Genomic DNA, 19,888 nt, shown 5'->3' with positions numbered 1-19,888 from the left:
GATAAGCAAGCCGTCGAACAATTAAAAACGCAAGCGCCGCGGGCCAGGCTGAACGAAAGCAGCCGCCCTGGCGCACGATGCGCGACTTTTTGGCCAAATCCGCATTGTCACGTATGCGCCGGTTTCCTGTCGCCAATTGATGCGCTATGCAGCGCAGGAGCCAGCAAGATACGCAACAGCGGCAAGCCAGTGCGGAGGGGTTGATGAGCGACATCGAACGCGAAAGCATGGAATTCGACGTGGTTATCGTCGGCGCCGGCCCTGCCGGCCTCGCCGCGGCCATCCGCCTCAAGCAGGTCAATCCCGAGCTTTCCGTCGTCGTGTTGGAAAAGGGCGGTGAGGTCGGCGCCCACATCCTCTCCGGCGCCGTCGTCGATCCGATCGGCATCGACCGGCTGCTGCCCGGTTGGCGCGAGGAGGATGGCCATCCGTTCACGACGCCGGTCACGGCGGACCATTTCCTCGTGCTCGGCCCTGCCGGCTCGTTCCGCCTGCCCAACATCCTGATGCCGCCGCTGATGAACAATCACGGCAACTACATCGTCTCGCTCGGCAATGTCTGCCGCTGGCTGGCGACCAAGGCCGAGGCGCTTGGCGTCGAGATCTATCCCGGCTTTGCCGCGACCGGTCTGCTCTACAATGAAGAAGGCGCCGTTACCGGCGTCGTCACCGGCGACATGGGCGTCGAGAAGGACGGCACGCACGGCCCGGGCTTCGCGCCGGGCATGGCTCTGATGGGCAAGTATGTACTGATCGGTGAGGGCGCTCGCGGCTCGCTCGCCAAGCAACTGATCGCCAAATACAATCTTTCCGACGGCCGCGAGCCCGGCAAATACGGCATCGGCCTCAAGGAACTCTGGCAAGTCAAGCCGGAGAACCATCGGCCTGGCCTGGTTCAGCATTCCTTCGGCTGGCCGCTCGACATGAAGACCGGCGGCGGCTCCTTCCTCTACCATCTCGAGGACAACCAGGTGGCCGTGGGTTTCGTCCTCCATCTCAACTACAAGAATCCCTGGCTGTCGCCCTTCGAGGAATTCCAGCGCTTCAAGACCCATCCGGCGATTTCCGCCACGTTCGAAGGCGCCAAGCGGCTCGGCTACGGCGCGCGCGCCATCACCGAGGGTGGCTGGCAGTCGGTGCCGAAACTGTCCTTCCCAGGCGGTGCGCTGATGGGTTGCGCCGCGGGCTTCGTCAACGTGCCGCGCATCAAGGGTTCGCACAATGCCGTGCTGTCCGGCATGCTGGCGGCCGACCATGTCGCCGAGGCGATCGGCGCCGGCCGCGCCAATGACGAGCTTTCCTCCTACGAGGCGGCGTGGCGGGCGACCGACATCGGCAAGGACCTGAAGAAGGTGCGCAACGTCAAGCCGCTCTGGTCGCGCTTCGGCACCATTGTCGGCGTAGGCCTCGGCGGCCTCGACATGTGGCTGAACACGCTGCTCGGTGTCTCGCCCTTCGGCACGCTGAAGCACGGCAAGGCCGACTATGCCGCGCTCGAACCCGCCGCCCAGCACAAGAAGATCACCTATCCGAAGCCCGATGGCGTGCTGACATTCGACCGGCTGTCCTCGGTGTTCCTGTCCAACACCAATCATGAGGAAAACGAACCGGTCCACCTGCTGGTCGGCGACATGGACCTGCAGAAGCGTTCCGAACACGATGTCTTTGCCGGACCCTCGACACGCTATTGTCCGGCCGGCGTCTACGAATGGGTCGACAAGGACGGCAATGCCGCAGCCGATCCCGCAGCGAAGGACGTACGCTTCGTCATCAACGCGCAGAACTGCGTCCACTGCAAGACCTGCGACATCAAGGACCCGAACCAGAACATCAACTGGGTGCCGCCGCAAGGTGGTGAAGGGCCGGTCTACCAGAACATGTGAGCCACGGCGCCGGCTGGGCCGGGTCGACCACCGGCAGCAGGAAGCCGGCGAAGCGGGGGTCCGCCAAGGCATGTAGACAGCAGAACCGTTGAAACGGTCACCGGCTTGTGGTTCCCTTGTCTACGGATAGGGAGAAAGACCCATGCGCCGGACCGTTCTGACATGCCTCGTCGCCATCGGCGCTCTTTGTGCGCCGGAAGCCTTGGCGGGCACCAGGGTCGTGGTCCAGACGCGGACCTACGACATCACGGGAGGTTCGGGCGCCACCCTCGTCGACGCCATGGACAGCAAGGGCCCCAAGCACGGCTTCATGACGCATGCCATCGCCCAAACCGCCTATACCGTCGACTGGGATCTCGACCCCGGCCAGGTAAATGGCTTCTGCCGGCTGCGGCGGGTCAACGGCAAGCTCAACCTCTTCTACACCTTCCCTCGCGTTGCTTCACCCATGACGCCGGCGCTGAAGAAGCGCTGGAACCGGTTCTTCGCCGGCGTTCGCGCCCATGAGGAAACCCATGGCCGCATCGCCAGAGAGATGATGCGCGCTACGGAAAGGTCGATCACCGGCCTCAGCATCGCCGACGACCCGTCCTGCTACAAGACGCGTGGCGAGGCGCGGCGACGCATCAAGGTCGCCTATGCCGAATACGAGGCCAGGCAAAACGTCTTCGATCAACGCGAGCATAGCGACGGCGGCCATGTCGAACATCTGATCGCCGCCCTGGTGGGAAAGCCTTGAGCGAGCGATCCGTTCATCATCCCGGGTCCTTGCGGCGTCTCATTGCCGCTCCGCTCTTTCCTGGAATTGCCCTGAGATGACGAGGAGCCTGTGTCAGCCGTGGGGCCTGCTGGGCAGATCGCTCGCAGCGAGCGCCGTCGCGTGATCGTCGTCAGGCTGCTTGCCGTCGGCCCGGACTGAGAACTCCACCAGGACCGGAAGATGGTCCGAGCCTGTCTCCTCAAGCCTGGATGCGCGATGGATCAGCACCGCTCCCTTGCTGAACACCTGGTCGATGGGCAAACCGGCAAAGCGTCGCAGGAAGTCCGGCAACTTGATGTAGGTCCAGGTCGGTCCGGCGGACGGCATCACGGTCAGCCCGCCGAGCAAGGCTACACGCCGCACGGCCGCGCTCCATGGCGCAGCGTTGCAGTCGCCCGCCATGATGGCGGTCTCGCCGAGCGATGAGAGCGATTCCGTGAGTTCACCGATCTGCCAGTACTGCTCGCGTGGCCATGGCCAGCTCAGATGGATCGCGGCGACATCGACGCCAATGCCGCCGAAGTCGACGGTCGCTATCGCCATGGCGCCGCGCCGCTCGCAACGCGGCTCGGTGCCAGCGGCAAAGGGCCGCCGCGAGAGCAGCGCGACGCCGAATATGCCGTTCGGGTAAGGACAGAGAATCCGGTAGGGATATGCGCTGCCGATATAGCCGAGCTCGGTCGTCCACATCGCCGACACCTCGTCGAGGGTGATCACGTCGGGATTGGTCCGGCCGATCAGCGACAGCACCTTCTTCGGCGTCGGGTTGTCGTAGCGCAGGTTCATCTGCAGCAGTCGGTAGACCGCGTCGTCCCCCGTTTTGGCTTCATCGGCCGCCTGAACCGGCCACGGGCTGGGCAGCGCGTTCAAGGTGGTGGCAAGGGCCGCCACGGCGAAAAGCAGCGCCGCGGCCGCTTGCAGCCGAAATGTCGTCGCCAGCAGCGGCAGCGCGCAAAGCGCCATCAACACGGCCAGATGGACGCGGAAATGCGAAAAAGAATCGAAGGCCGGATGCAGGGCGCCGAAGAACCCGGCCACCAGGGCAACCGAGAACATCATCATCGCGATGAATGCCAGTGAAGCCGCCATGTCTCGACTGCGTCTCATTGGGTCAGGTCTGCATGGGTTGCCAGATATAATACCGGCTCGGTTATCGGCAAGAATGCGGCCCAATCAAGATGACGCAATGCCCCATGGCAGCGCGCGGATCGTCTTACTGGAACGCCGTCTCCGAAAAACTCCTGAGCTTGCGCGAATGCAGCCGCTCCATCGGCATTTCGGACAGCTTCTCCATCGCTTTGATGCCGATGGTCAGATGCTGCGCCACCTGCCGCTTGTAGAATTCGGTCGCCATGCCGGGCAGCTTCAGTTCGCCATGCAGTGGTTTGTCCGAGACGCACAGCAGCGTGCCGTAAGGGACGCGGAAGCGGAAGCCGTTGGCGGCGATCGTGGCCGATTCCATGTCGAGCGCGATCGCGCGTGACTGCGACAGGCGCTGCACGGGTCCGCGCTGGTCGCGCAGTTCCCAGTTGCGGTTGTCGATGGTGGCGACGGTGCCAGTGCGCATGATGCGTTTGAGGTCATAGCCGGACAGGCCGGTGACTTCGGCGACGGCTTCCTGCAATGCCACCTGGATCTCGGCCAGCGGCGGGATCGGTACCCAGACCGGAAGATCGTCGTCGAGAACATGATCCTCGCGCACATAGGCATGCGCCAGCACATAGTCGCCCAGCGCCTGGGTGTTGCGCAGCCCGGCGCAGTGACCGAGCATCACCCAGGCATGCGGCCTCAGCACGGCGATGTGGTCGGTGATCGTCTTGGCGTTGGAAGGCCCGACGCCGATATTGACCATGGTGATGCCGCCATGGTTCGGCTTCTTCAGATGATAGGCCGGCATCTGCGGCAGGCGCGGCGGCGCCACGCCTTCGCTGGGCGCGCTCTGTCCGGCCTTGGTGACCACATTGCCCGGTTCGACGAATTCGGCATAGCCGTGCCCGCCTTCCGCCATCTGTACCCGGGCGCGGGCGACGAACTCGTCGATGTAGAACTGGTAGTTGGTGAACAGCACGAAGTTCTGGAAATGCTGCGGCGTTGTCGCCGTGTAGTGCGACAGGCGGTGCAGGGAATAGTCGATACGCTGCGCCGTGAAGGGCGCTAACGGCCTCGGCTCGCCGAATGGCACTTCGAATGTGCCGTTGGCGATCTGGTCGTCGGTGCCGTCGAGGTCCGGTACATCGAACAGGTCGCGGATCGGCCGCTTGATGCGCTCGGCCGCCGCGCCGTCGACATGAGTGCCTTCGAGAAAGGCAAAATGTAGCGGGATGGGGGTGGTCGATTCCGACACGGTGACCGCGACACCGTGATTGCGCATGATCAGGCGCAGTTGCTCGATGAGGTAGCTTTCGAACAGGCCCGGCTGGGTGATGGTGGTCGAAAAATGCCCTGGCGTCGGCATATGCCCGTAGGCTTGCCGCGAGTCGATCTGGGTGAACGAGTTGGTGGTGACGCCGATCTCCGGATAGAAGGCGCGGTAGCGTTTGCCGTTGTCGCCGCCCGCTGCGGCAAGCGCCGCAAAGGAGTCGCGCAGGAACCTGGTGTTGCGGTCGTAAAGCGCTTGCAGCGCCGCGACGGCCTTTTCGGCGCTGTTGAAGCTTTGCCGGCCAAAAGGCTCCGGCATGACGACAGATTCGATGGCTTGAGGGTAGATTCGCTTTTCCATGTCTCAATATAGAGACTTGGGCGACATGTTGGGAGGGGTGTCTCGACCGAAGGTGGCCAAAGCGTCGTTTTTCTTCAGCCACGCTGCAGGCTGACCAGAAGCACGAAACCGACGCCGGTCTTCTTCAGGGCCGGTGCGTCGATCGTCGAGCCGGCATCGGCACGCATCATCGGCACGGCCAGGACCGGAGCGGCCAGAACCATCAGGATAAGCGCCGCCCGCGGCAGAAGCCGAAGGGTCTTGAGAGCGTTGGCGGCGATGCGGTTCATGGTGTTCTGCTTTTCTTTTCGAGATCTTGGGTCTTTGGTTCAGTTGCGAAGGTGGGTGGGGCAGCCGAGGCGGCAGGTTCTGGAGCTGGCTTCGTCCCAGGCGCGGGCCGGACGACCGGCTTCGGCGACGAGGATGGCGAAAAACATTCCAAACAGGCTCATCAGCAGGCAGACGATGGTGAAGCGGCGGGCGAGCATTGGGTCGTGTCTCCTTCAACACGCAGGAGAATGCCCGAGCGCGACTGAACCGGCTCTGATGCCGGCGTTCATCTGCGGTTCAAATTGGTTGACGGTGTTTTGATGCGCCGGCGCTGGTTCCGACGGGCGCCGGTACGAGAGCGGCCGAAGCGGACGTGCCGCGCCTCCACAAACAAAAACGGGGCCCGCTGGGCCCCGTCGTCATGTCGCAAGCATGCGATAGATCAGAGCTTGTGCCAGGTCTGGCTCTTGCAGATCAGCCCGCCGAGCACGCAGCCACTCATCTTGAGCGAGGTGCCGGAGACCGACGCTTTGCCCGAATAAGTCTTGTCGTTTTCCGGGTCGGTAATGGTGCCGGTATACTTGTTGTCACCGGCTACCTTGAACGAGCCGATGTTCTTGCCGGCATATTTGCCCGACTTCAGCGTGATGGAAAACGTGTCGCCGCCGCCCGTGATGGCGGCCGTTGAGCCGGCCTGGGTCTTCCAGTTGCCTTCGATCGGATCGGCCCACGCCGCACCAGCCATGATCAACGTGGCCGCAAGGGCCAGGCTCACTTTTCGAAACATGCTCTTCCTCCCTTTGGATATCCGGCCGGATGCTCCGCCTCGCCGGTCTGCCGTTTACGCAAACGTAAGTTAATCCAGCTCCCGGCAAAACAAAAGCGGTGCCGCTGCGGAAGACTTCGGGATTTTAAAGACGTCTGAATAAGCCCCGTTGGCGAGAAACTGAAACGATCGGCGCATTGCCTTTGTCTCTCGTGGTTAGCGGAGTGTTGATGTCCGCCGCTAAAATTTTCGTCAAATTTGGCGCAAACGGGCTGAGTTGCTGGCTTCGTATCCTTAACGAATTTCCGCGTTTACCTCTTGTTTTAGCTTTGTTTTCCTCAAATTAAGCACGCCATTTAACGACGGATTCAAGCCTGCACGGCATTCTCGAAAACATCGAAAGAGCGGCCCGGCAAGACAAACGGAGGCAGCTCTCGGGAGCCAGACAGGGCCAGAACAGGGGATTGAAAATGGCACGTTTTGAAATGCTTGAAGCCGGCTTCGGCGCCATGGGGGCAACTGCCCAGGCCGACATTCTTTTCGAATTGGGAATGATGTATGCGACTGGCCGCGATTGCGAGACCGATGTCGTTGCCGCCCACAAATGGTTCAACATTGCCGCCATCAAGGGCTCGGCCCGCGCCGCGGAATTGCGCTCGGAACTGTCGGCCGCCATGTCGAAGGTGGAGATCGCCAAGGCGCTGCGCGAAGCCCGCGAATGGATGACCATGCACTGAGATCCGCCCACAGACCTATCGAAGACAGGGAAGCTCCGGGATCAAGGCCGCACAGACGGCCGGACCCGGCGGAATAGAAGGCCGCGCGAGACGGTCAACGACGTAAAGAAAAAGAACGCGGCAGGCCTGCAGGGCTGAGCCGCGCAACACGGGGAAGGCGAGTGGGATTTTCTGGCGCGGGGGCGCTTGGAAATTGCTCGACGGGCAAAAGAGCCATGACCAGCCGGGACAAGGCTGGCATGGCTCTTTTGGCGTTGATGAGGTCATGCAGGCCCAATCGAGTGCCGCCAATGCGCCTAGACAGGCCCAACGAAGGATGAAATTGTCCCGCCTCTCTGGAAGAAGCGCGGCCGGGGCGGCCGCGCGTGAGTGGAGGAGTTCTATTATCATGAAAAAAATGAGTATTTTGAGCGCGGCCGTTTTTGGCCTGATGATGAGCGCGCCGGTCGCATTCGCCGACGACATCACCTTTTCGGTGGTCGGCCCGATGACCGGGCAACTCGCCACCATTGGCGATCAGTTCAAGCAGGGCGCGCAGGCCGCTGCCGACGCGATCAACGCGGCAGGTGGTGTCGGTGGTCGCCAGATCAAGCTCGACATCGAGGACGACCAGTGTGATCCCAAGCAGGCCGTGTCGGTCGCCAATCGCATCGTGGCCGATGGCGTCAAGTTCATCGACGGTCATGCTTGCTCGGGCTCGAGCATTCCGGCTTCTGCTGTCTATGCCGAAGCCGGCGCCCTGATGATGAGCCCGGCCTCTTCGAACCCGGTGCTGACCGACGCGGCGGCCAAGGCCGGCTGGCCGACGATCATGCGCCTCTATACGCGTGACGATGCGCAGGGCGCCTTCATCGGCCCGTGGATCGCCAAGAAGTATGCCGGCAAGAACGTCGTCGTCCTGCACGACAAGAGCGCCTACGGACAGGGCGTGGCTGACGCCGTCAAGGCAACCATGAATGCCGGCGGCCTCAAGGAGGTGGACTACGAAGGCATCAATGCTGGCGAGAAGGATTACTCGGCACTCGTCACCAAGCTGAAGGATCTGAAGGCCGACGTCGTTTATTTCGGCGGCTACCACCCCGAGGCTGGCCTGATCCTGCGCCAGGCGGCGGAGCAGAACGTCAAGTTCCAGCTGATCATGCCGGATTCGATCGCCTCGCCGGAATTCTGGCAGGTTGCCGGCCCGGCCGGCGAAGGCACCATGTTCGTATTCCCGTCGGATCCGCAGGCAAAGCCTGAAGCCAAGGCCGCGGTCGAGAAGATCAAGGCGAGCGGCTTCGTGCCGGAAGGCTTCACGCTGTTCTCTTATGCCGTGATCCAGGCCTTCGCCGAGGGCGTCAAGCGCGCCGGCAGCGACGATCCGGCCAAGGTTGCCGAAGCGTTGAAGAACGGCACGCCGATCAGCACGGTTGTCGGTGATGTCACCTTCGACGAGAAGGGCGATCTCAAGAATGCCAGCTACGACATCAACCAGTGGCACGACGGCAAATACGCGCCGATCGCGCAGTAATCGCTGACGTCGCTCCGGCGACCAGATAACCAAGGAAATGGCCGGGCTCGTCCCGGCCATTTGTCATTGAAAAGATTGTGGCTGACGCAAACGCGTTTGGCGGCGTTGACCGCCTGTCCGACAAGGCGGAGCCAAAACCCATGTGGTGGGCCTTCATGGAAGATCGCCACATCCCAGCGAGCTAACGCTGCGGAAAGCGTGCTGAGGCGAATCTATCACAGCGGACTGAATGCGCTTGCGTTTGCATATCAGGGATAGCCGTCGGCGTTTCATTTCGGCCTGATTTTCTCGCCCCGGACCTTGTCGCCTATCTCCTTGGTCATGGCGAACGCCGTGGCCTTGTCCTTCGTAGTCAGCGCAGTTCGCCAATGCGGCGCCGCGAACACGCCTAGGATAAATCGCCCCTCCCGCCATTCCCAATAAGTTTTATCGCAATTTAACTAATGTAGACCATTCTACTGGAAGGCATTCTACCGACCGCGGGAGGATTGGAATGACTGAGCTTGTTGACGACGAAGATGTGCTTCCCAAGATCAGCCCAACCGCCCGCTGGCGCGCCATGGCTTTGACGGCAATACGGTTTGCACCACCGGCCATCTCGATAGGATGTGCCATCCTGGCTGGTTATTTCATGTATAGAGGCGCCAACCAAAAACCCCCGCGGACGTCGCGGCGCTGGCCGTGTCAATACTAAGATCAGATGATGTCTCCCCCGAAATGAGAGATTGGGCGGCGGAGGCTCTGGGAATACAGACCGACATTCGAATGCCGGCCAAATTTGTCCAGCAATGAAAGGTCGGGAACTTGCACCAAGGCAACCCGACGAACTTTGCCGCGTGACGACGACGATTGGACTGGAGGTAAGGCGAAGGCCTTCTCGTGATCCTGCGCCGCCTTGATTATCGATCTCTGCTCGTCGATGCGGCTTCGAGCGGCTGGCTTGCGGCAGTAGCCGCATCAACTGATGCCTCTAGGCTGGCGACCTCCTCCGCTCATTCGGCATTGTGATTGAGCGCTGTTGCCAACGCCTCTCCAGGAACATCGGCAAGCGGGTTTCGTATTCAGGATTATTGCTCGTATTGACGGTTTTACGCGTCTGTTCGGGAACTGCGCCTGAACGTCCGTCTGGCCGGTTTTTCCCGGCCATTTTTGCTTGTGATACGTCGTCCGCTTCCGAACTGTCAGTTCGCGGCAGTGGTTGAAGCGCTCTGTTCCTCGACGAATCGCACCAGCACTGTCCCGTCGGTAACCTGTGCTCCCTCAGCCGCGATCTCGGCTATCACTCCGTCATGCGGCGCGGCGATCGTGTGTTCCATCTTCATCGCCTCGAGGATCAGCAGCGGCTGGCCCTTGGTCACGGCATCGCCTCGTGCCGCACGCACCAGCTTGACCAGCCCGGGCATCGGCGCACGCAGGCTGCCGGTAGCGCCAGCCGCCTCGTCGGTTCTCTCCAGCGGGTCCGTGACTGTGAAAGTATAGCCGACGGCGCCCTCGAATACGGTGACGTGGCCTGGCCAGAGGGCGAGGCGAGGGACGGCGCGAAGGTCATGCGAATTGGTGCTGTCATAGGGTGCATCGAGCGCCACCTGGAACCGCCCGTCCGGCCGCACCGAAACCCGCGCCACGATATCATCTTCGCCGAACTTCAGCCGTGAGCGCCGCGCCACGCTGTGGAAATGCGCATAGCCGGCAAGCGAAGACCATGGCTCGCTGGACAGCGGCAGTGCTCCCGCGCCAGCGGCCGCAAGGGCCGCGGCCGCGATGGCTTCGCCGCTCGGCGGCGTGACCTCGGTCAGCGCCGGCTGGTGCCTGGCGATCAGGCCAGTGTCGACATCGCCCGCCGCAAAGTCTGGATCCGCGGTAAGAGCGGCGAGAAAGGCAGTGTTGACGGTCGAGCCAGCGATCTCGGTTTGCGACAGCGCCGCGCCGAGCGCTTTCAGCGCCGCCTGCCTGTCTTTTGCGTGGACGACCAGCTTGGCGATCATTGGGTCATAATAGGGCGAAATGGCATCGCCGGCCCGCACGCCGGTCTCGATGCGCATGCGAGCACCTTCAAGTGCTGCGTCCGGAAATTTCAGATGGTGCAGCGTGCCAGTTGCGGGCAGGAAGCCCTTTGCCGCATCCTCGGCATAGATGCGCGCCTCGAAGGCATGGCCGGCGAGTACGATCTCGCTTTGCGTCTTCGGTAGTTTCTCGCCCGACGCGACCTTGAGCTGCCACTCGACCAGATCGGTGCCTGTGACCATTTCGGTAACGGGGTGCTCGACCTGCAGGCGGGTGTTCATTTCCATGAACCAGAAGCGGTCGGCTTTCAGGCCTTGCGAGGCATCGACGATGAACTCGACGGTGCCGGCGCCGGAATAGCCGATCGCCTTGGCGGCCTTTACCGCCGCCTCCGTCATCGCCTTGCGCAGCGCTTCCGTCATGCCGGGGGCAGGAGCCTCCTCGATCACCTTCTGGTGGCGGCGCTGCGCCGAGCAGTCGCGCTCATAGAGGTGAACCGCATTGCCGAAATTATCGCCGAACACCTGCACTTCGATGTGCCGCGGCTTGTCGACATATTTTTCGACCAGCACGCGGTCGTCGCCGAAGGCGGCCTTTGCCTCGCGTCGTGCGCTGGACAGCGCCTCGGAAAATTCATCGGGATGTTCGACCCGCCGCATGCCCTTGCCGCCGCCGCCGGCGCGCGCCTTGATCAGCACGGGATAGCCGATCTCGCGTGCCTTGGAGGCAAGCAGCACGATCTCCTGCGCCTCGCCATGATAGCCCGGCACCACCGGCACCCCGGCTTTTTCCATCAGCCGCTTGGCGGCGTCCTTCAGTCCCATCGCACGGATCGAGGCCGCCGACGGACCGATGAAGGTAAGCCCCGCTGCCACTACCTGGTCGACGAAATCAGGGTTTTCCGACAGGAAGCCGTAGCCGGGATGAATGGCCTGCGCCCCCGTCGCCAGCGTTGCGTCGACAATCCTGTCGCCGCGCAGATAGCTTTCGCCGACGGGCGAGGCGCCGATATGAACCGCCTCGTCGGCCATCTCGACATGCAGGGATCTCGCGTCGGCATCCGAATAGACGGCAACGGTATGCACGCCGAGCTTTCGAGCCGTGCGAATGACACGGCATGCGATCTCGCCCCGATTGGCGATCAGGATCTTGCCGAACATGGAGCCTCCGCAGCCAGGGTTTGCGTAAAGCGACGCAGGCGTTCCTTTGACAGGGGCTGCTTTGCAGTTCCGCACTTGGCGTAGAGCACTCCCTTGCCAAGGGAGTGCTCTACGGAAGAGGCACGCCTGCCTACTTCGACGCCGAGATTGCGCAGCCGCCGCTTGCGGTCTTGAGCTTCCACCTCGTCAAGCCGGCCTGGCAGTTGCGCAGCGCCATCTCTTCCGCTGCCTTCTGGGAGGGCGCGTTGAGCTTCGAGCCGCAGACAATGTAGAGGTCGACAACGCGCGAATAAAAGGTCGTGGCGTAGGCCGAATGACCGCTCGCCGCCACATAGGCCTTGTAGGCAACGTTGCATTCGCTCTTCGGATCCGAGCCTCGAGTTGCTGGAAAACGCACGTCTCCCTTGCTGCCCGCGAGCGATTCCGCCGAGCTGATGCCGGCTGTCGTTAATATTAGAAATCCTGCAAGTATCGACGCCGCCGACTTGCGGCAATATTTCAGTTTCATTTCCACCCTGTCCCCATTGCGCCAAGCACGACCAGCAGTAGCGAATATTTTGCTTCGCTGCCAGTTCGTTGGTGGAGATTCTTGGCTGCCTATGCTGGTGAATCGGTTGGTCCATACAGTTCAGCTTTCTCACAGGGCAGCAACGGCCTGCCGGTATAGTTCCGCCATTTGATCGTCGAAACAGCAGAAAATGACGGTCTCCGGCATTGTCTTCTGTTCGAGGAATGTACTAACCGTCCTGGCGGCGATCCCTGCCGCCTCGTCTTTCGGATAGCGATAGATGCCGGTCGAGATCGCCGGAAACGCTACCGTGCGGCAGTCATTGGCGGCAGCGAGTTCGAGCGAACGGCGATAGCAGGACGCGAGCAGTTCGGCCTCGCCTTTGCCACCGCCTTGCCAGACCGGTCCGACCGTGTGGATGATATAGCGCGCCGGCAGCCGATAGCCCTTCGTCAGCTTCGCATCGCCGGTCCTGCAGCCATTGAGCATGCGGCATTCGAACTCCAGTTCCGGCCCGGCCGCCCGGTGGATGGCGCCGTCCACCCCGCCACCGCCCAGCAGTGAGGAATTGGCGGCATTGACGATGGCGTCGATCGTCAGCCTGGTGATGTCGCCGGTTTGGATGCGGACCCTGTCGCCGATGCCGTCCATGTCACATCCTGAACACGCCGAAGCGCGTGTCCTCGATCTCGGCGTTGAGCGCGGCGGAAAGGCTGAGTGCCAGCACCTCGCGCGTCTTCGCCGGGTCGATGATGCCGTCATCCCAAAGCCTTGCCGAGGAATAGAGCGGATGGCCTTCATGCTCGTACTTCATCAGGATCGGCTTCTTGAATTTTGCTTCCTCCTCGGCGCTCCATTCGCCGCCCTTGCGCTCGATGCCTTCGCGCTTGACCATGGCAAGCACCGTCGCCGCCTGTTCGCCGCCCATCACCGAGATGCGGGCGTTCGGCCACATCCACAGGAAGCGCGGCGAGTAGGCCCGGCCACACATGCCGTAGTTGCCGGCGCCGAACGAACCGCCGATGATGACAGTTACTTTCGGCACCCTGGCGGTGGCCACCGCCATCACCAGCTTGGCGCCGTCCTTGGCGATGCCGCCGGCTTCGTATTTCCTGCCGACCATGAAGCCGGTGATGTTCTGCAGGAAGACCAGCGGGATCTTGCGCTGGCAGCACAATTCGATGAAGTGCGCGCCCTTCAGCGCGCTTTCGGAAAACAGCACACCGTTGTTGGCGATGATGCCGACTGGCATGCCATGCAGGTGGGCGAAGCCGGTGATGAGCGTCGTGCCATAGTTCTGCTTGAACTCGTCGAATTCGGAGCCGTCGGCGATGCGCGCGATCACCTCGCGCACGTCATAGGGCTGGCGCAGATCCGTCGGTACGATGCCATAGAGCTCATCCGCCGGATGAAGCGGTGGAATCGCTTTCCTCAAGTTCAGGCTTACCGTCTTGTTCCGATTCAGGTTTCTGACGATGCGCCGGCAGATGGCGAGTGCATGTTCGTCGTCCAGCGCATAGTGGTCGGCGACACCGGAAAGCCGCGTATGCACGTCCGCGCCGCCCAAATCCTCGGCACTGACGTCCTCGCCGGTGGCCGCTTTCACCAGCGGCGGCCCGCCGAGGAAGATGGTCGCCTGGTTGCGCACCATGATCGTCTCGTCCGACATCGCCGGCACATAGGCGCCGCCCGCCGTGCATGAACCCATGACGCAGGCGATCTGCGGGATGCCGGCGGCAGACATGTTGGCCTGGTTGTAGAAGATGCGGCCGAAATGCTCGCGGTCGGGAAACACCTCGTCCTGGTTGGGCAGATTCGCGCCGCCGCTGTCGACGAGGTAGATGCAAGGCAGATTGTTTTGCAGCGCGATCTCCTGCGCCCGCAGATGCTTCTTGACGGTCAGCGGATAGTAGGTGCCGCCCTTCACCGTTGCGTCGTTGACGACGACCATCACCTCGGTGCCTTCGACGCGGCCGATGCCGGCGATCATGCCGGCCGCGGAAATCTCCTCGCCATACATCGACCATGCAGCGAACTGGCCGATCTCGAGGAAGGGCGAGCCGGTGTCGAGCAACAGGGCAAGGCGCTCGCGCGGCAACAGCTTGCCACGCGAAACGTGGCGCTCGCGCGCCTCCTCGGAGCCACCGCGCTCGACGGCCGTGGCCTTCTCGGCGATGTCGGCGACCAGTGCCCGCATGCGTTCGGCATTGGCGCGGAAGGTGTCGGAGGAGGGAGATATCTGGGTTTGCAGTGTAGCCACGTTGTTTATCACACCTCTTGATGCCGCCGCGGAACCAGTGTAACAGCCCGCGCCCGGATGCTGCGTGCCAAGCGTGGCTTCTTTTGTACGAATGACACCCTCAGGAGGCGACGATGAAAGGCATGCTTTTGCATTTCACCAGATGTCTCCCTTCGGCTATGGCCTGACGCCGCCGGAGGGCGGCTTTTCACGTCCCGAATTTGAGCAAGAGGAACACCGCGCTCTGAGGCACGGTGGGTGTCAAAATGTATTTGCGGTTCGTAACGCCGCTGATCCATCCGAAGAGCCGGGTGGAGACCGGCTTCTTCCACGCGTCCTGGTACCTGCACCGGAACGGCTGCCCGGATTGGGTTCATGACGAACTGGAGGGTCAGTTCGACTGGTTCAACCAGCATTTGCCCATTCCAGGTCGGGTTGGTCGGCATTTCAAGCGCCGTAACCCCATCTGGGGCATCTGCTGGTTCCATCCGGACGCCAAGGAAGCGATCAGCCGGGCGCGCTATTGCGCCTGGTTGATCGAGGAGGGCGGTTTGCCGGTGCGTTCGATCACGTCGGCGCGCCAGCGCGAGGTTTTGTGGCGCGACCCGCACCAGATCGTTGCCAAGCCAACCGATGACCTGCCCAAGGCATTCGGCTGAGGTGGCGGAGGGGAACATCACAGCCCCTCCGCCATGATCTCGCGGCCGATCAGCCAGCGGCGGATTTCGCTGGTGCCGGCACCGATCTCATAGAGCTTGGCGTCGCGCAGCAAACGGCCGGTAGGATAGTCGTTGATATAGCCATTGCCGCCGAGCAGCTGCAGCGCGTCGAGTGCCATCTGCGTCGCCTTCTCCGCGGCAAACAGCACGCAGCCGGCGGCATCCTTGCGCGTAGTCTGGCCGCGATCGCAGGCGGCGGCCACGGCATAGACGTAGGCGCGCGCGGCGTTCATGGTCGTGTACATGTCGGCCAGCTTGCCTTGCACCAGCTGGAACTCGCCGATCGCTTGGCCGAACTGCTTGCGCTCGTGTACATAGGGGATCGCCACGTCGAGGCACGCCGCCATCAGGCCGATCGGGCCGCCGGCGAGCACCGTGCGCTCATAGTCGAGGCCCGACATCAGCACCTCGACGCCTCGCCCTTCCTCATGCAGCACATTATCGAAAGGCACCTCGACATTCTCGAACACCAGTTCGCCGGTGTTGGAGCCGCGCATGCCGAGCTTGTCGAGTTTTTGCGCCACGGAGAAACCGGCAAAAGACTTTTCGATGATGAAGGCGGTGATGCCGTGCGATTTCCGCTCTGGATCGGTCTTGGCATAGACGACCAGCGTTTCGGCGTCCGGCCCGTTGGTAATCCACATCTTGGTGCCGTTGAGCACATAGCGGTCATTGCGCTTTTCGGCGTGCAACTTGAGCGAGACGACGTCGGAGCCGGCGCCGGATTCCGACATGGCCAGCGCGCCGACGCGCTCGCCCGAGCACAGCGGGGGCAGGAATTTTTCCTTTTGCGCCGGTGTCGCCCAGCGGTTGATCTGGTTGACGCACAGATTGGAATGAGCCCCGTAGGAGAGGCCGACCGATGCCGAGGCGCGGGAAATCTCCTCGACGGCAATCACATGGGCAAGATAGCCCATGCCACTGCCGCCGAAATCGGGATCGGCGGTAATGCCGAGCAGCCCGAGCGCGCCGAGTTCGCGCCACAGATGCGCCGGGAATTCGTTCGACCGATCGATGTCGGCGGCGATCGGCGCGATCCTGTCCTGGGCGAAGCGCCGCACCATGTCGCGCAGCGCCTCGATATCCTCGTCATGCCCGAAGCTGAGCGTGTTCGTATACATGTCGTTCCTCCTGCCGCATGACCCCGAAAATCGACTTTGATTTTCGGAAAGGGATCATGCGCGAATTAAAACAGCGTCCTTTGCGCGTCTAAAAAGACGCGCGGCGCTGTAGCGGATGCCGCGCCGACCAGGCGCATTGTCATTGAAAGATATGTCGCCGTCACTTCAGCGATCGACAGCCGCTCGCCCGGCCGAAACCAGACGATGACGCCGGTCATCATCTGGATCAGCGCCATGGCCGTCAGCCCGGTATCGTCGATGCTGAAGACATCAGCCTCGGCGCCATCGCGCAGGATAGCGCGCAGTTCCTTTTCGTAGGCAGTGCGCATGCGCAGGATCTGTGTCAGCCTTTCGGGCGAGAGGCTGCGCAATTCCATGTTCGACACATGCGTGGCATGGCGACGCTCGATATGGAAAGCGATATGGTTTTCGACATAGGCCGAAAGCCGTTGTGCCGGATCCGCATCGGCCGGCTTGGCTGCTTCCCAGGCTTGGGACAGGCCTTGCATGTGTTCGCGCATCAGCGTGAACAGAAGGTCTTCCTTGGTCGGGAAATAGCGGTAGAGCGCGGCTGCCTGCACGCCGACCTTGGCGGCAAGCTGGCGCATCGACATCGCCTCGTAGCCAAAGCGCGCGATCAGGTTGACCGCAGCCTCGCGGATCGCCGCTTCGGTCTTTTCGCCATCGGATCCGGTGGTGCGCGCCATTGTCGTCCCTTCGCGGAACGATATTAAAACGAACGTTCAATTAATTCAAGGGTACCGAACCAATTCCGTCGTCATGCAATGATCCTGAACCCAACAGGGGCGTTTCCGGCGGCCAACTCCTCGACGTCGACCTTGGAAACCGAAGCCCCGGTCGGCCCTTTCCAGAGTCGCTCGATCATTGTCGAGACCGCTTCATCGTGGCCTGCAATATGGGCCGTTACAGATCCGTCCGCTTCATTGCAAACCCAGCCCGCAAGACCAAGGCGTGTGGCTTCGCCCCGAGTCCAGAGCCTGAAGCCGATGCCTTGCACATTGCCGTAGACGCGCGCCCGCACTTCCCTGAGATGACCAGCCATGAATCTCTCCAAGCCTGTCTCCCTGGAATCTGGTGCAGGGCTCCGGGAATGCAACCTGAGAATTGCGCCCATGACGCAATAGCCGGCCTCGGATTTTGAAATTTAATTGACTCAGTCCATCAATTTTGGAAAATGCAATTGCCTTGTCGGGAGTTGGAAGCAGATGTTGGACGAACGCAACGCATTGGTGGCGCAGATACGCCACTTCAACCGGTTCTACACCCGGACCGTTGGCCTTCTCGACGAGACCCTGACACAGAGCGCGTTCACCCTGACCGAGGCGCGCGTGCTGTTCGAATTGGGCCACCACAGCAGTCCCGCTGCTCCCGAAATCGCTGGCGAGCGAGGGTTCCTGGCCGGGGCTTTTCGGTTGGAGAACGGCCCGGCAGCGTCCGAAATCGCCAGGCAATTGCGTGTCGATCCCGCTTATCTCACGCGGATTCTGCGGAAGTTTGCGGGCGAGGGGCTGACCGAGGCCCGAACGGATCCGACCGACCGGCGCCGGAGGGTTCTCTCGCTCACGCCCAGGGGGAAGCGGCACTTGCAAGGCTTCAGGCGGCCGCCGACCGGGACACGGCGCGGCTGATCGAAAGTGTGCCCGACGACAGGCTGCATGAGCTGGGCGACGCGTTGCGCAAGGTTGGGAAATTGCTGGGCGATCCTGCCTGCGGGAATGACGCGGTGGTGCTGCGGCCGCACCGTGTCGGCGACGTCGGCTGGGTCGTGCAGCGGCAGGCCCAGCTCTATGCCGAGGAATATGGCTGGAACATCGAGTTCGAGGCCATGCTCGCCGAGATTGGCGTCGATTTCATCCGCAATTTCGTGCCCGGCCGCGATTTCTGCTGGATCGCCGAACGCGGCGGCGAGCCGGTGGGCGCCGTGTTCCTGGTGCATCTGGACGACGAGGTTGCGAAGCTGAGGATGCTGCATGTCGAGGCGGCGGCCCGCGGCCTGGGCATCGGCAAACGCCTGGTCGCACAGTGCGTGAGCCAGGCCCGCGCCTGCGGTTACATCAGGCTGATGTTATGGACCAACGATATCCTCGTCGCGGCGCGCGCGATCTACGAGCGCGCAGGCTTCAAGCTGGTCTCGCAGGAGCGCCATCACAGTTTCGGCAAGGAGTTGACCGGTCAGACCTGGGAACTGGATTTGTGAGCTTCGTATGCTCGCTGTTTGCTTACGAACGGATCCTAATTGCCCCGCGCCGCTGCGAGCGCGCCAGGCAGTTCCTCGGCAAAGATGTCGAGTTCGTGGTCGAGGCCGACACTGACACGGATGCAGCGGTCGAGCACCGGCACCATCGGCTTGCGGATGAACACGTCGCGCGACAGCAGGCCCTGCAGCACTTTCAGCGCGAAAGCGCCATCGCGGCCGCAATCGATGGTGACGAAGTTGGTCGCCGAAGCCAGCGGCTTCAGCCCGTTCTGCTCGGCGGTTGCCGCGATGCGTCGGCGGCCGGCCGCGACTCGCGCCACCACGGTTTCGAGATAGTCCTGGTCGGCAAGCGCCTCGACACCGGCGATCTGCGCCATGCGGCTGACGCCGTAATGGTTGCGGATCTTCTCGAAGTCGCGGATGACTTCGGCCTCAGCAACGGCATAACCGCAGCGTATGCCAGCCAGCCCGTAGGCCTTCGAAAAGGTGCGCATGCGGATGACGTTCGTCCGTGAGATATCGATCGGCGGCATTGCCGAGGCCGGTCCGAGTTCGCCATAGGCCTCGTCGAGCACCAGCATGGTGGTTTCCGGCAGTGCTTCGATGAAGCGGATGAGTTCGCCCGCTTCCCACCAACTGCCCATCGGATTGTCGGGATTGGACAGGTAGACCAGCGGCGCCTTGTCCTTGCGGACCGCCGCGAGCAGGCCGTCCAGGCTTTCCCGGTCGTTCTCATAGGGGACCGTGACCAGCCGCCCACCGACACCGGCAATGTGGAAGTTGAAGGTCGGATAGGCGCCGAGCGAGGTCACCACGGCATCGCCTGCTGCCACATACATGCGGGCCACGAGGCTGAGCAGGCCGTCTATGCCTTCGCCGACAACCACGTTTTCGACCCCCACGCCGAGATGCCCGGCAACGGCAACCTTGAGATCATGATTGTCGGGGTCGCAATACATCCACATGTCGCGGGCAATCTCGGTCATGCGGGCGATGACGCGGGGCGAGGGACCAAAGCTGCTCTCATTGGCGCCGATGCGAGCGCGGAAGGCGCGGCCGCGCTCGCGCTCCTGCGCTTCGGGCCCGACAAAGGGCACTGTCGAGGGAAGCGCTGCGATGAGCGGCGTTAGGGGAGGGCGTTGGGGCATGGCGGAAGCTCGCTTGAAAAGGGCTTTCTTGCTAGCGTGACCGGATAGCGGGCGCAAGTTCAGGATCGGAGGACAGAGCCTTCGCCAATGCAACAATACGCTGTAAGAGCGGTTAGGGGTGTAGGATTCGCCTGCGCCGACGTACCT

20 protein-coding genes are annotated in these 19,888 nt (G+C 62.4%); 7 read left to right on the top strand and 13 right to left on the bottom strand.

Annotated features, from left to right (window positions below; genetic code table 11):
• The first annotated feature begins 203 nt into the window (after positions 1-203).
• The gene (locus AC56QQ_RS23595) at positions 204-1,883 is read left to right on the top strand and encodes an electron transfer flavoprotein-ubiquinone oxidoreductase (RefSeq protein WP_497123570.1); all 1,680 of its coding nucleotides are present in this window, start codon (positions 204-206) and stop codon (positions 1,881-1,883) included.
• Between the two features lie 142 nt (positions 1,884-2,025).
• Entirely contained in the window at positions 2,026-2,622 is a 597-nt protein-coding gene (locus tag AC56QQ_RS23590) for a DUF922 domain-containing Zn-dependent protease (RefSeq protein WP_497123569.1), read from the top strand.
• Positions 2,623-2,715: 93 nt separating this feature from the next.
• On the opposite strand, the gene AC56QQ_RS23585 is transcribed toward AC56QQ_RS23590, so the two are convergent.
• The 5 genes from AC56QQ_RS23585 to AC56QQ_RS23565 all read right to left on the bottom strand — a co-directional run bounded on the left by AC56QQ_RS23585 (position 2,716) and on the right by AC56QQ_RS23565 (position 6,398).
• A complete protein-coding gene (locus tag AC56QQ_RS23585; RefSeq protein ID WP_497123568.1) occupies positions 2,716-3,732 on the bottom strand; it encodes an endonuclease/exonuclease/phosphatase family protein in 1,017 nt (338 codons plus the stop codon).
• A gap of 124 nt (positions 3,733-3,856) precedes the next feature.
• Positions 3,857-5,320, bottom strand: coding sequence for an AMP nucleosidase (locus AC56QQ_RS23580; RefSeq protein ID WP_489860544.1), 1,464 nt, complete (start codon positions 5,318-5,320; stop codon positions 3,857-3,859).
• Between the two features lie 116 nt (positions 5,321-5,436).
• The gene (locus AC56QQ_RS23575; protein ID WP_091577065.1) at positions 5,437-5,631 is read right to left on the bottom strand and encodes a hypothetical protein; all 195 of its coding nucleotides are present in this window, start codon (positions 5,629-5,631) and stop codon (positions 5,437-5,439) included.
• A gap of 39 nt (positions 5,632-5,670) precedes the next feature.
• Positions 5,671-5,829: a hypothetical protein gene (locus AC56QQ_RS23570; RefSeq protein WP_269903817.1), complete on the bottom strand. Its 159-nt coding sequence runs from the start codon at positions 5,827-5,829 to the stop codon at positions 5,671-5,673.
• A 224-nt stretch (positions 5,830-6,053) separates the two neighbouring features.
• Positions 6,054-6,398 carry a DUF2147 domain-containing protein gene (locus tag AC56QQ_RS23565; protein ID WP_256749558.1) on the bottom strand — a complete coding sequence of 115 codons (345 nt, stop codon included), beginning with the start codon at positions 6,396-6,398 and terminating at the stop codon, positions 6,054-6,056.
• A 449-nt stretch (positions 6,399-6,847) separates the two neighbouring features.
• On the opposite strand from AC56QQ_RS23565, the gene AC56QQ_RS23560 reads away from it, so the two are divergent.
• Both AC56QQ_RS23560 and AC56QQ_RS23555 read left to right on the top strand, forming a co-directional pair.
• Positions 6,848-7,114, top strand: coding sequence for an SEL1-like repeat protein (locus AC56QQ_RS23560; protein ID WP_010915070.1), 267 nt, complete (start codon positions 6,848-6,850; stop codon positions 7,112-7,114).
• Between the two features lie 388 nt (positions 7,115-7,502).
• A complete protein-coding gene (locus AC56QQ_RS23555; protein ID WP_489860546.1) occupies positions 7,503-8,624 on the top strand; it encodes an ABC transporter substrate-binding protein in 1,122 nt (373 codons plus the stop codon).
• Between the two features lie 1,181 nt (positions 8,625-9,805).
• Here AC56QQ_RS23555 and AC56QQ_RS23550 read toward each other — a convergent pair.
• The 4 genes from AC56QQ_RS23550 to AC56QQ_RS23535 form a co-directional block, all read right to left on the bottom strand.
• Positions 9,806-11,788, bottom strand: coding sequence for an acetyl/propionyl/methylcrotonyl-CoA carboxylase subunit alpha (locus AC56QQ_RS23550; protein WP_497123567.1), 1,983 nt, complete (start codon positions 11,786-11,788; stop codon positions 9,806-9,808).
• A 130-nt stretch (positions 11,789-11,918) separates the two neighbouring features.
• Positions 11,919-12,296: a hypothetical protein gene (locus tag AC56QQ_RS23545; protein ID WP_497123565.1), complete on the bottom strand. Its 378-nt coding sequence runs from the start codon at positions 12,294-12,296 to the stop codon at positions 11,919-11,921.
• 129 nt (positions 12,297-12,425) lie between these two features.
• Positions 12,426-12,947, bottom strand: coding sequence for an O-acetyl-ADP-ribose deacetylase (locus AC56QQ_RS23540; protein ID WP_497123564.1), 522 nt, complete (start codon positions 12,945-12,947; stop codon positions 12,426-12,428).
• 1 nt (position 12,948) lies between these two features.
• Positions 12,949-14,556: a carboxyl transferase domain-containing protein gene (locus AC56QQ_RS23535; protein WP_497123563.1), complete on the bottom strand. Its 1,608-nt coding sequence runs from the start codon at positions 14,554-14,556 to the stop codon at positions 12,949-12,951.
• A gap of 245 nt (positions 14,557-14,801) precedes the next feature.
• On the opposite strand from AC56QQ_RS23535, the gene AC56QQ_RS23530 reads away from it, so the two are divergent.
• Positions 14,802-15,194 carry a hypothetical protein gene (locus tag AC56QQ_RS23530; protein ID WP_497123562.1) on the top strand — a complete coding sequence of 131 codons (393 nt, stop codon included), beginning with the start codon at positions 14,802-14,804 and terminating at the stop codon, positions 15,192-15,194.
• 17 nt (positions 15,195-15,211) lie between these two features.
• On the opposite strand, the gene AC56QQ_RS23525 is transcribed toward AC56QQ_RS23530, so the two are convergent.
• From AC56QQ_RS23525 to AC56QQ_RS23515, 3 genes are all read right to left on the bottom strand, one after another.
• Positions 15,212-16,375: an isovaleryl-CoA dehydrogenase gene (locus tag AC56QQ_RS23525; RefSeq protein ID WP_497123561.1), complete on the bottom strand. Its 1,164-nt coding sequence runs from the start codon at positions 16,373-16,375 to the stop codon at positions 15,212-15,214.
• A gap of 65 nt (positions 16,376-16,440) precedes the next feature.
• Positions 16,441-17,082, bottom strand: coding sequence for a TetR/AcrR family transcriptional regulator (locus AC56QQ_RS23520; RefSeq protein ID WP_497123560.1), 642 nt, complete (start codon positions 17,080-17,082; stop codon positions 16,441-16,443).
• Positions 17,083-17,153: 71 nt separating this feature from the next.
• The gene (locus AC56QQ_RS23515) at positions 17,154-17,438 is read right to left on the bottom strand and encodes an acylphosphatase (protein WP_497123559.1); all 285 of its coding nucleotides are present in this window, start codon (positions 17,436-17,438) and stop codon (positions 17,154-17,156) included.
• A gap of 163 nt (positions 17,439-17,601) precedes the next feature.
• Between AC56QQ_RS23515 and AC56QQ_RS23510 the strand changes: the two genes are divergently transcribed.
• A complete protein-coding gene (locus tag AC56QQ_RS23510) occupies positions 17,602-18,024 on the top strand; it encodes a MarR family transcriptional regulator (RefSeq protein ID WP_497123558.1) in 423 nt (140 codons plus the stop codon).
• Positions 18,025-18,119: 95 nt separating this feature from the next.
• Positions 18,120-18,593, top strand: coding sequence for a GNAT family N-acetyltransferase (locus AC56QQ_RS23505; protein ID WP_497123557.1), 474 nt, complete (start codon positions 18,120-18,122; stop codon positions 18,591-18,593).
• Positions 18,594-18,628: 35 nt separating this feature from the next.
• Here AC56QQ_RS23505 and AC56QQ_RS23500 read toward each other — a convergent pair whose 3' ends face one another.
• Positions 18,629-19,741: a pyridoxal phosphate-dependent aminotransferase gene (locus tag AC56QQ_RS23500; RefSeq protein WP_497123556.1), complete on the bottom strand. Its 1,113-nt coding sequence runs from the start codon at positions 19,739-19,741 to the stop codon at positions 18,629-18,631.
• Positions 19,742-19,888: the final 147 nt, after the last annotated feature.

The organism is Mesorhizobium sp. RCAM 05099 (genome assembly GCF_059683685.1).
Note: the sequence above shows the minus strand (reverse complement) of the source record. Positions and strands in the feature narration are given on the sequence as shown.

Excerpts from the sequence above, each read along its gene's own strand:
- AC56QQ_RS23595 (WP_497123570.1), top strand. The coding sequence starts at position 204 with ATGAGCGACATCGAACGCGAAAGCATGGAATTCGACGTGGTTATCGTC.
- AC56QQ_RS23590 (WP_497123569.1), top strand. The coding sequence starts at position 2,026 with ATGCGCCGGACCGTTCTGACATGCCTCGTCGCCATCGGCGCTCTTTGT.
- AC56QQ_RS23585 (WP_497123568.1), bottom strand. The coding sequence starts at position 3,732 with ATGGCGGCTTCACTGGCATTCATCGCGATGATGATGTTCTCGGTTGCC.
- AC56QQ_RS23580 (WP_489860544.1), bottom strand. The coding sequence starts at position 5,320 with ATGCCGGAGCCTTTTGGCCGGCAAAGCTTCAACAGCGCCGAAAAGGCC.
- AC56QQ_RS23575 (WP_091577065.1), bottom strand. The coding sequence starts at position 5,631 with ATGAACCGCATCGCCGCCAACGCTCTCAAGACCCTTCGGCTTCTGCCG.
- AC56QQ_RS23570 (WP_269903817.1), bottom strand. The coding sequence starts at position 5,829 with ATGCTCGCCCGCCGCTTCACCATCGTCTGCCTGCTGATGAGCCTGTTT.
- AC56QQ_RS23565 (WP_256749558.1), bottom strand. The coding sequence starts at position 6,398 with ATGTTTCGAAAAGTGAGCCTGGCCCTTGCGGCCACGTTGATCATGGCT.
- AC56QQ_RS23560 (WP_010915070.1), top strand. The coding sequence starts at position 6,848 with ATGGCACGTTTTGAAATGCTTGAAGCCGGCTTCGGCGCCATGGGGGCA.
- AC56QQ_RS23555 (WP_489860546.1), top strand. The coding sequence starts at position 7,503 with ATGAAAAAAATGAGTATTTTGAGCGCGGCCGTTTTTGGCCTGATGATG.
- AC56QQ_RS23550 (WP_497123567.1), bottom strand. The coding sequence starts at position 11,788 with ATGTTCGGCAAGATCCTGATCGCCAATCGGGGCGAGATCGCATGCCGT.
- AC56QQ_RS23545 (WP_497123565.1), bottom strand. The coding sequence starts at position 12,296 with ATGAAACTGAAATATTGCCGCAAGTCGGCGGCGTCGATACTTGCAGGA.
- AC56QQ_RS23540 (WP_497123564.1), bottom strand. The coding sequence starts at position 12,947 with ATGGACGGCATCGGCGACAGGGTCCGCATCCAAACCGGCGACATCACC.
- AC56QQ_RS23530 (WP_497123562.1), top strand. The coding sequence starts at position 14,802 with ATGTATTTGCGGTTCGTAACGCCGCTGATCCATCCGAAGAGCCGGGTG.
- AC56QQ_RS23525 (WP_497123561.1), bottom strand. The coding sequence starts at position 16,375 with ATGTATACGAACACGCTCAGCTTCGGGCATGACGAGGATATCGAGGCG.
- AC56QQ_RS23520 (WP_497123560.1), bottom strand. The coding sequence starts at position 17,082 with ATGGCGCGCACCACCGGATCCGATGGCGAAAAGACCGAAGCGGCGATC.
- AC56QQ_RS23515 (WP_497123559.1), bottom strand. The coding sequence starts at position 17,438 with ATGGCTGGTCATCTCAGGGAAGTGCGGGCGCGCGTCTACGGCAATGTG.
- AC56QQ_RS23510 (WP_497123558.1), top strand. The coding sequence starts at position 17,602 with ATGTTGGACGAACGCAACGCATTGGTGGCGCAGATACGCCACTTCAAC.
- AC56QQ_RS23500 (WP_497123556.1), bottom strand. The coding sequence starts at position 19,741 with ATGCCCCAACGCCCTCCCCTAACGCCGCTCATCGCAGCGCTTCCCTCG.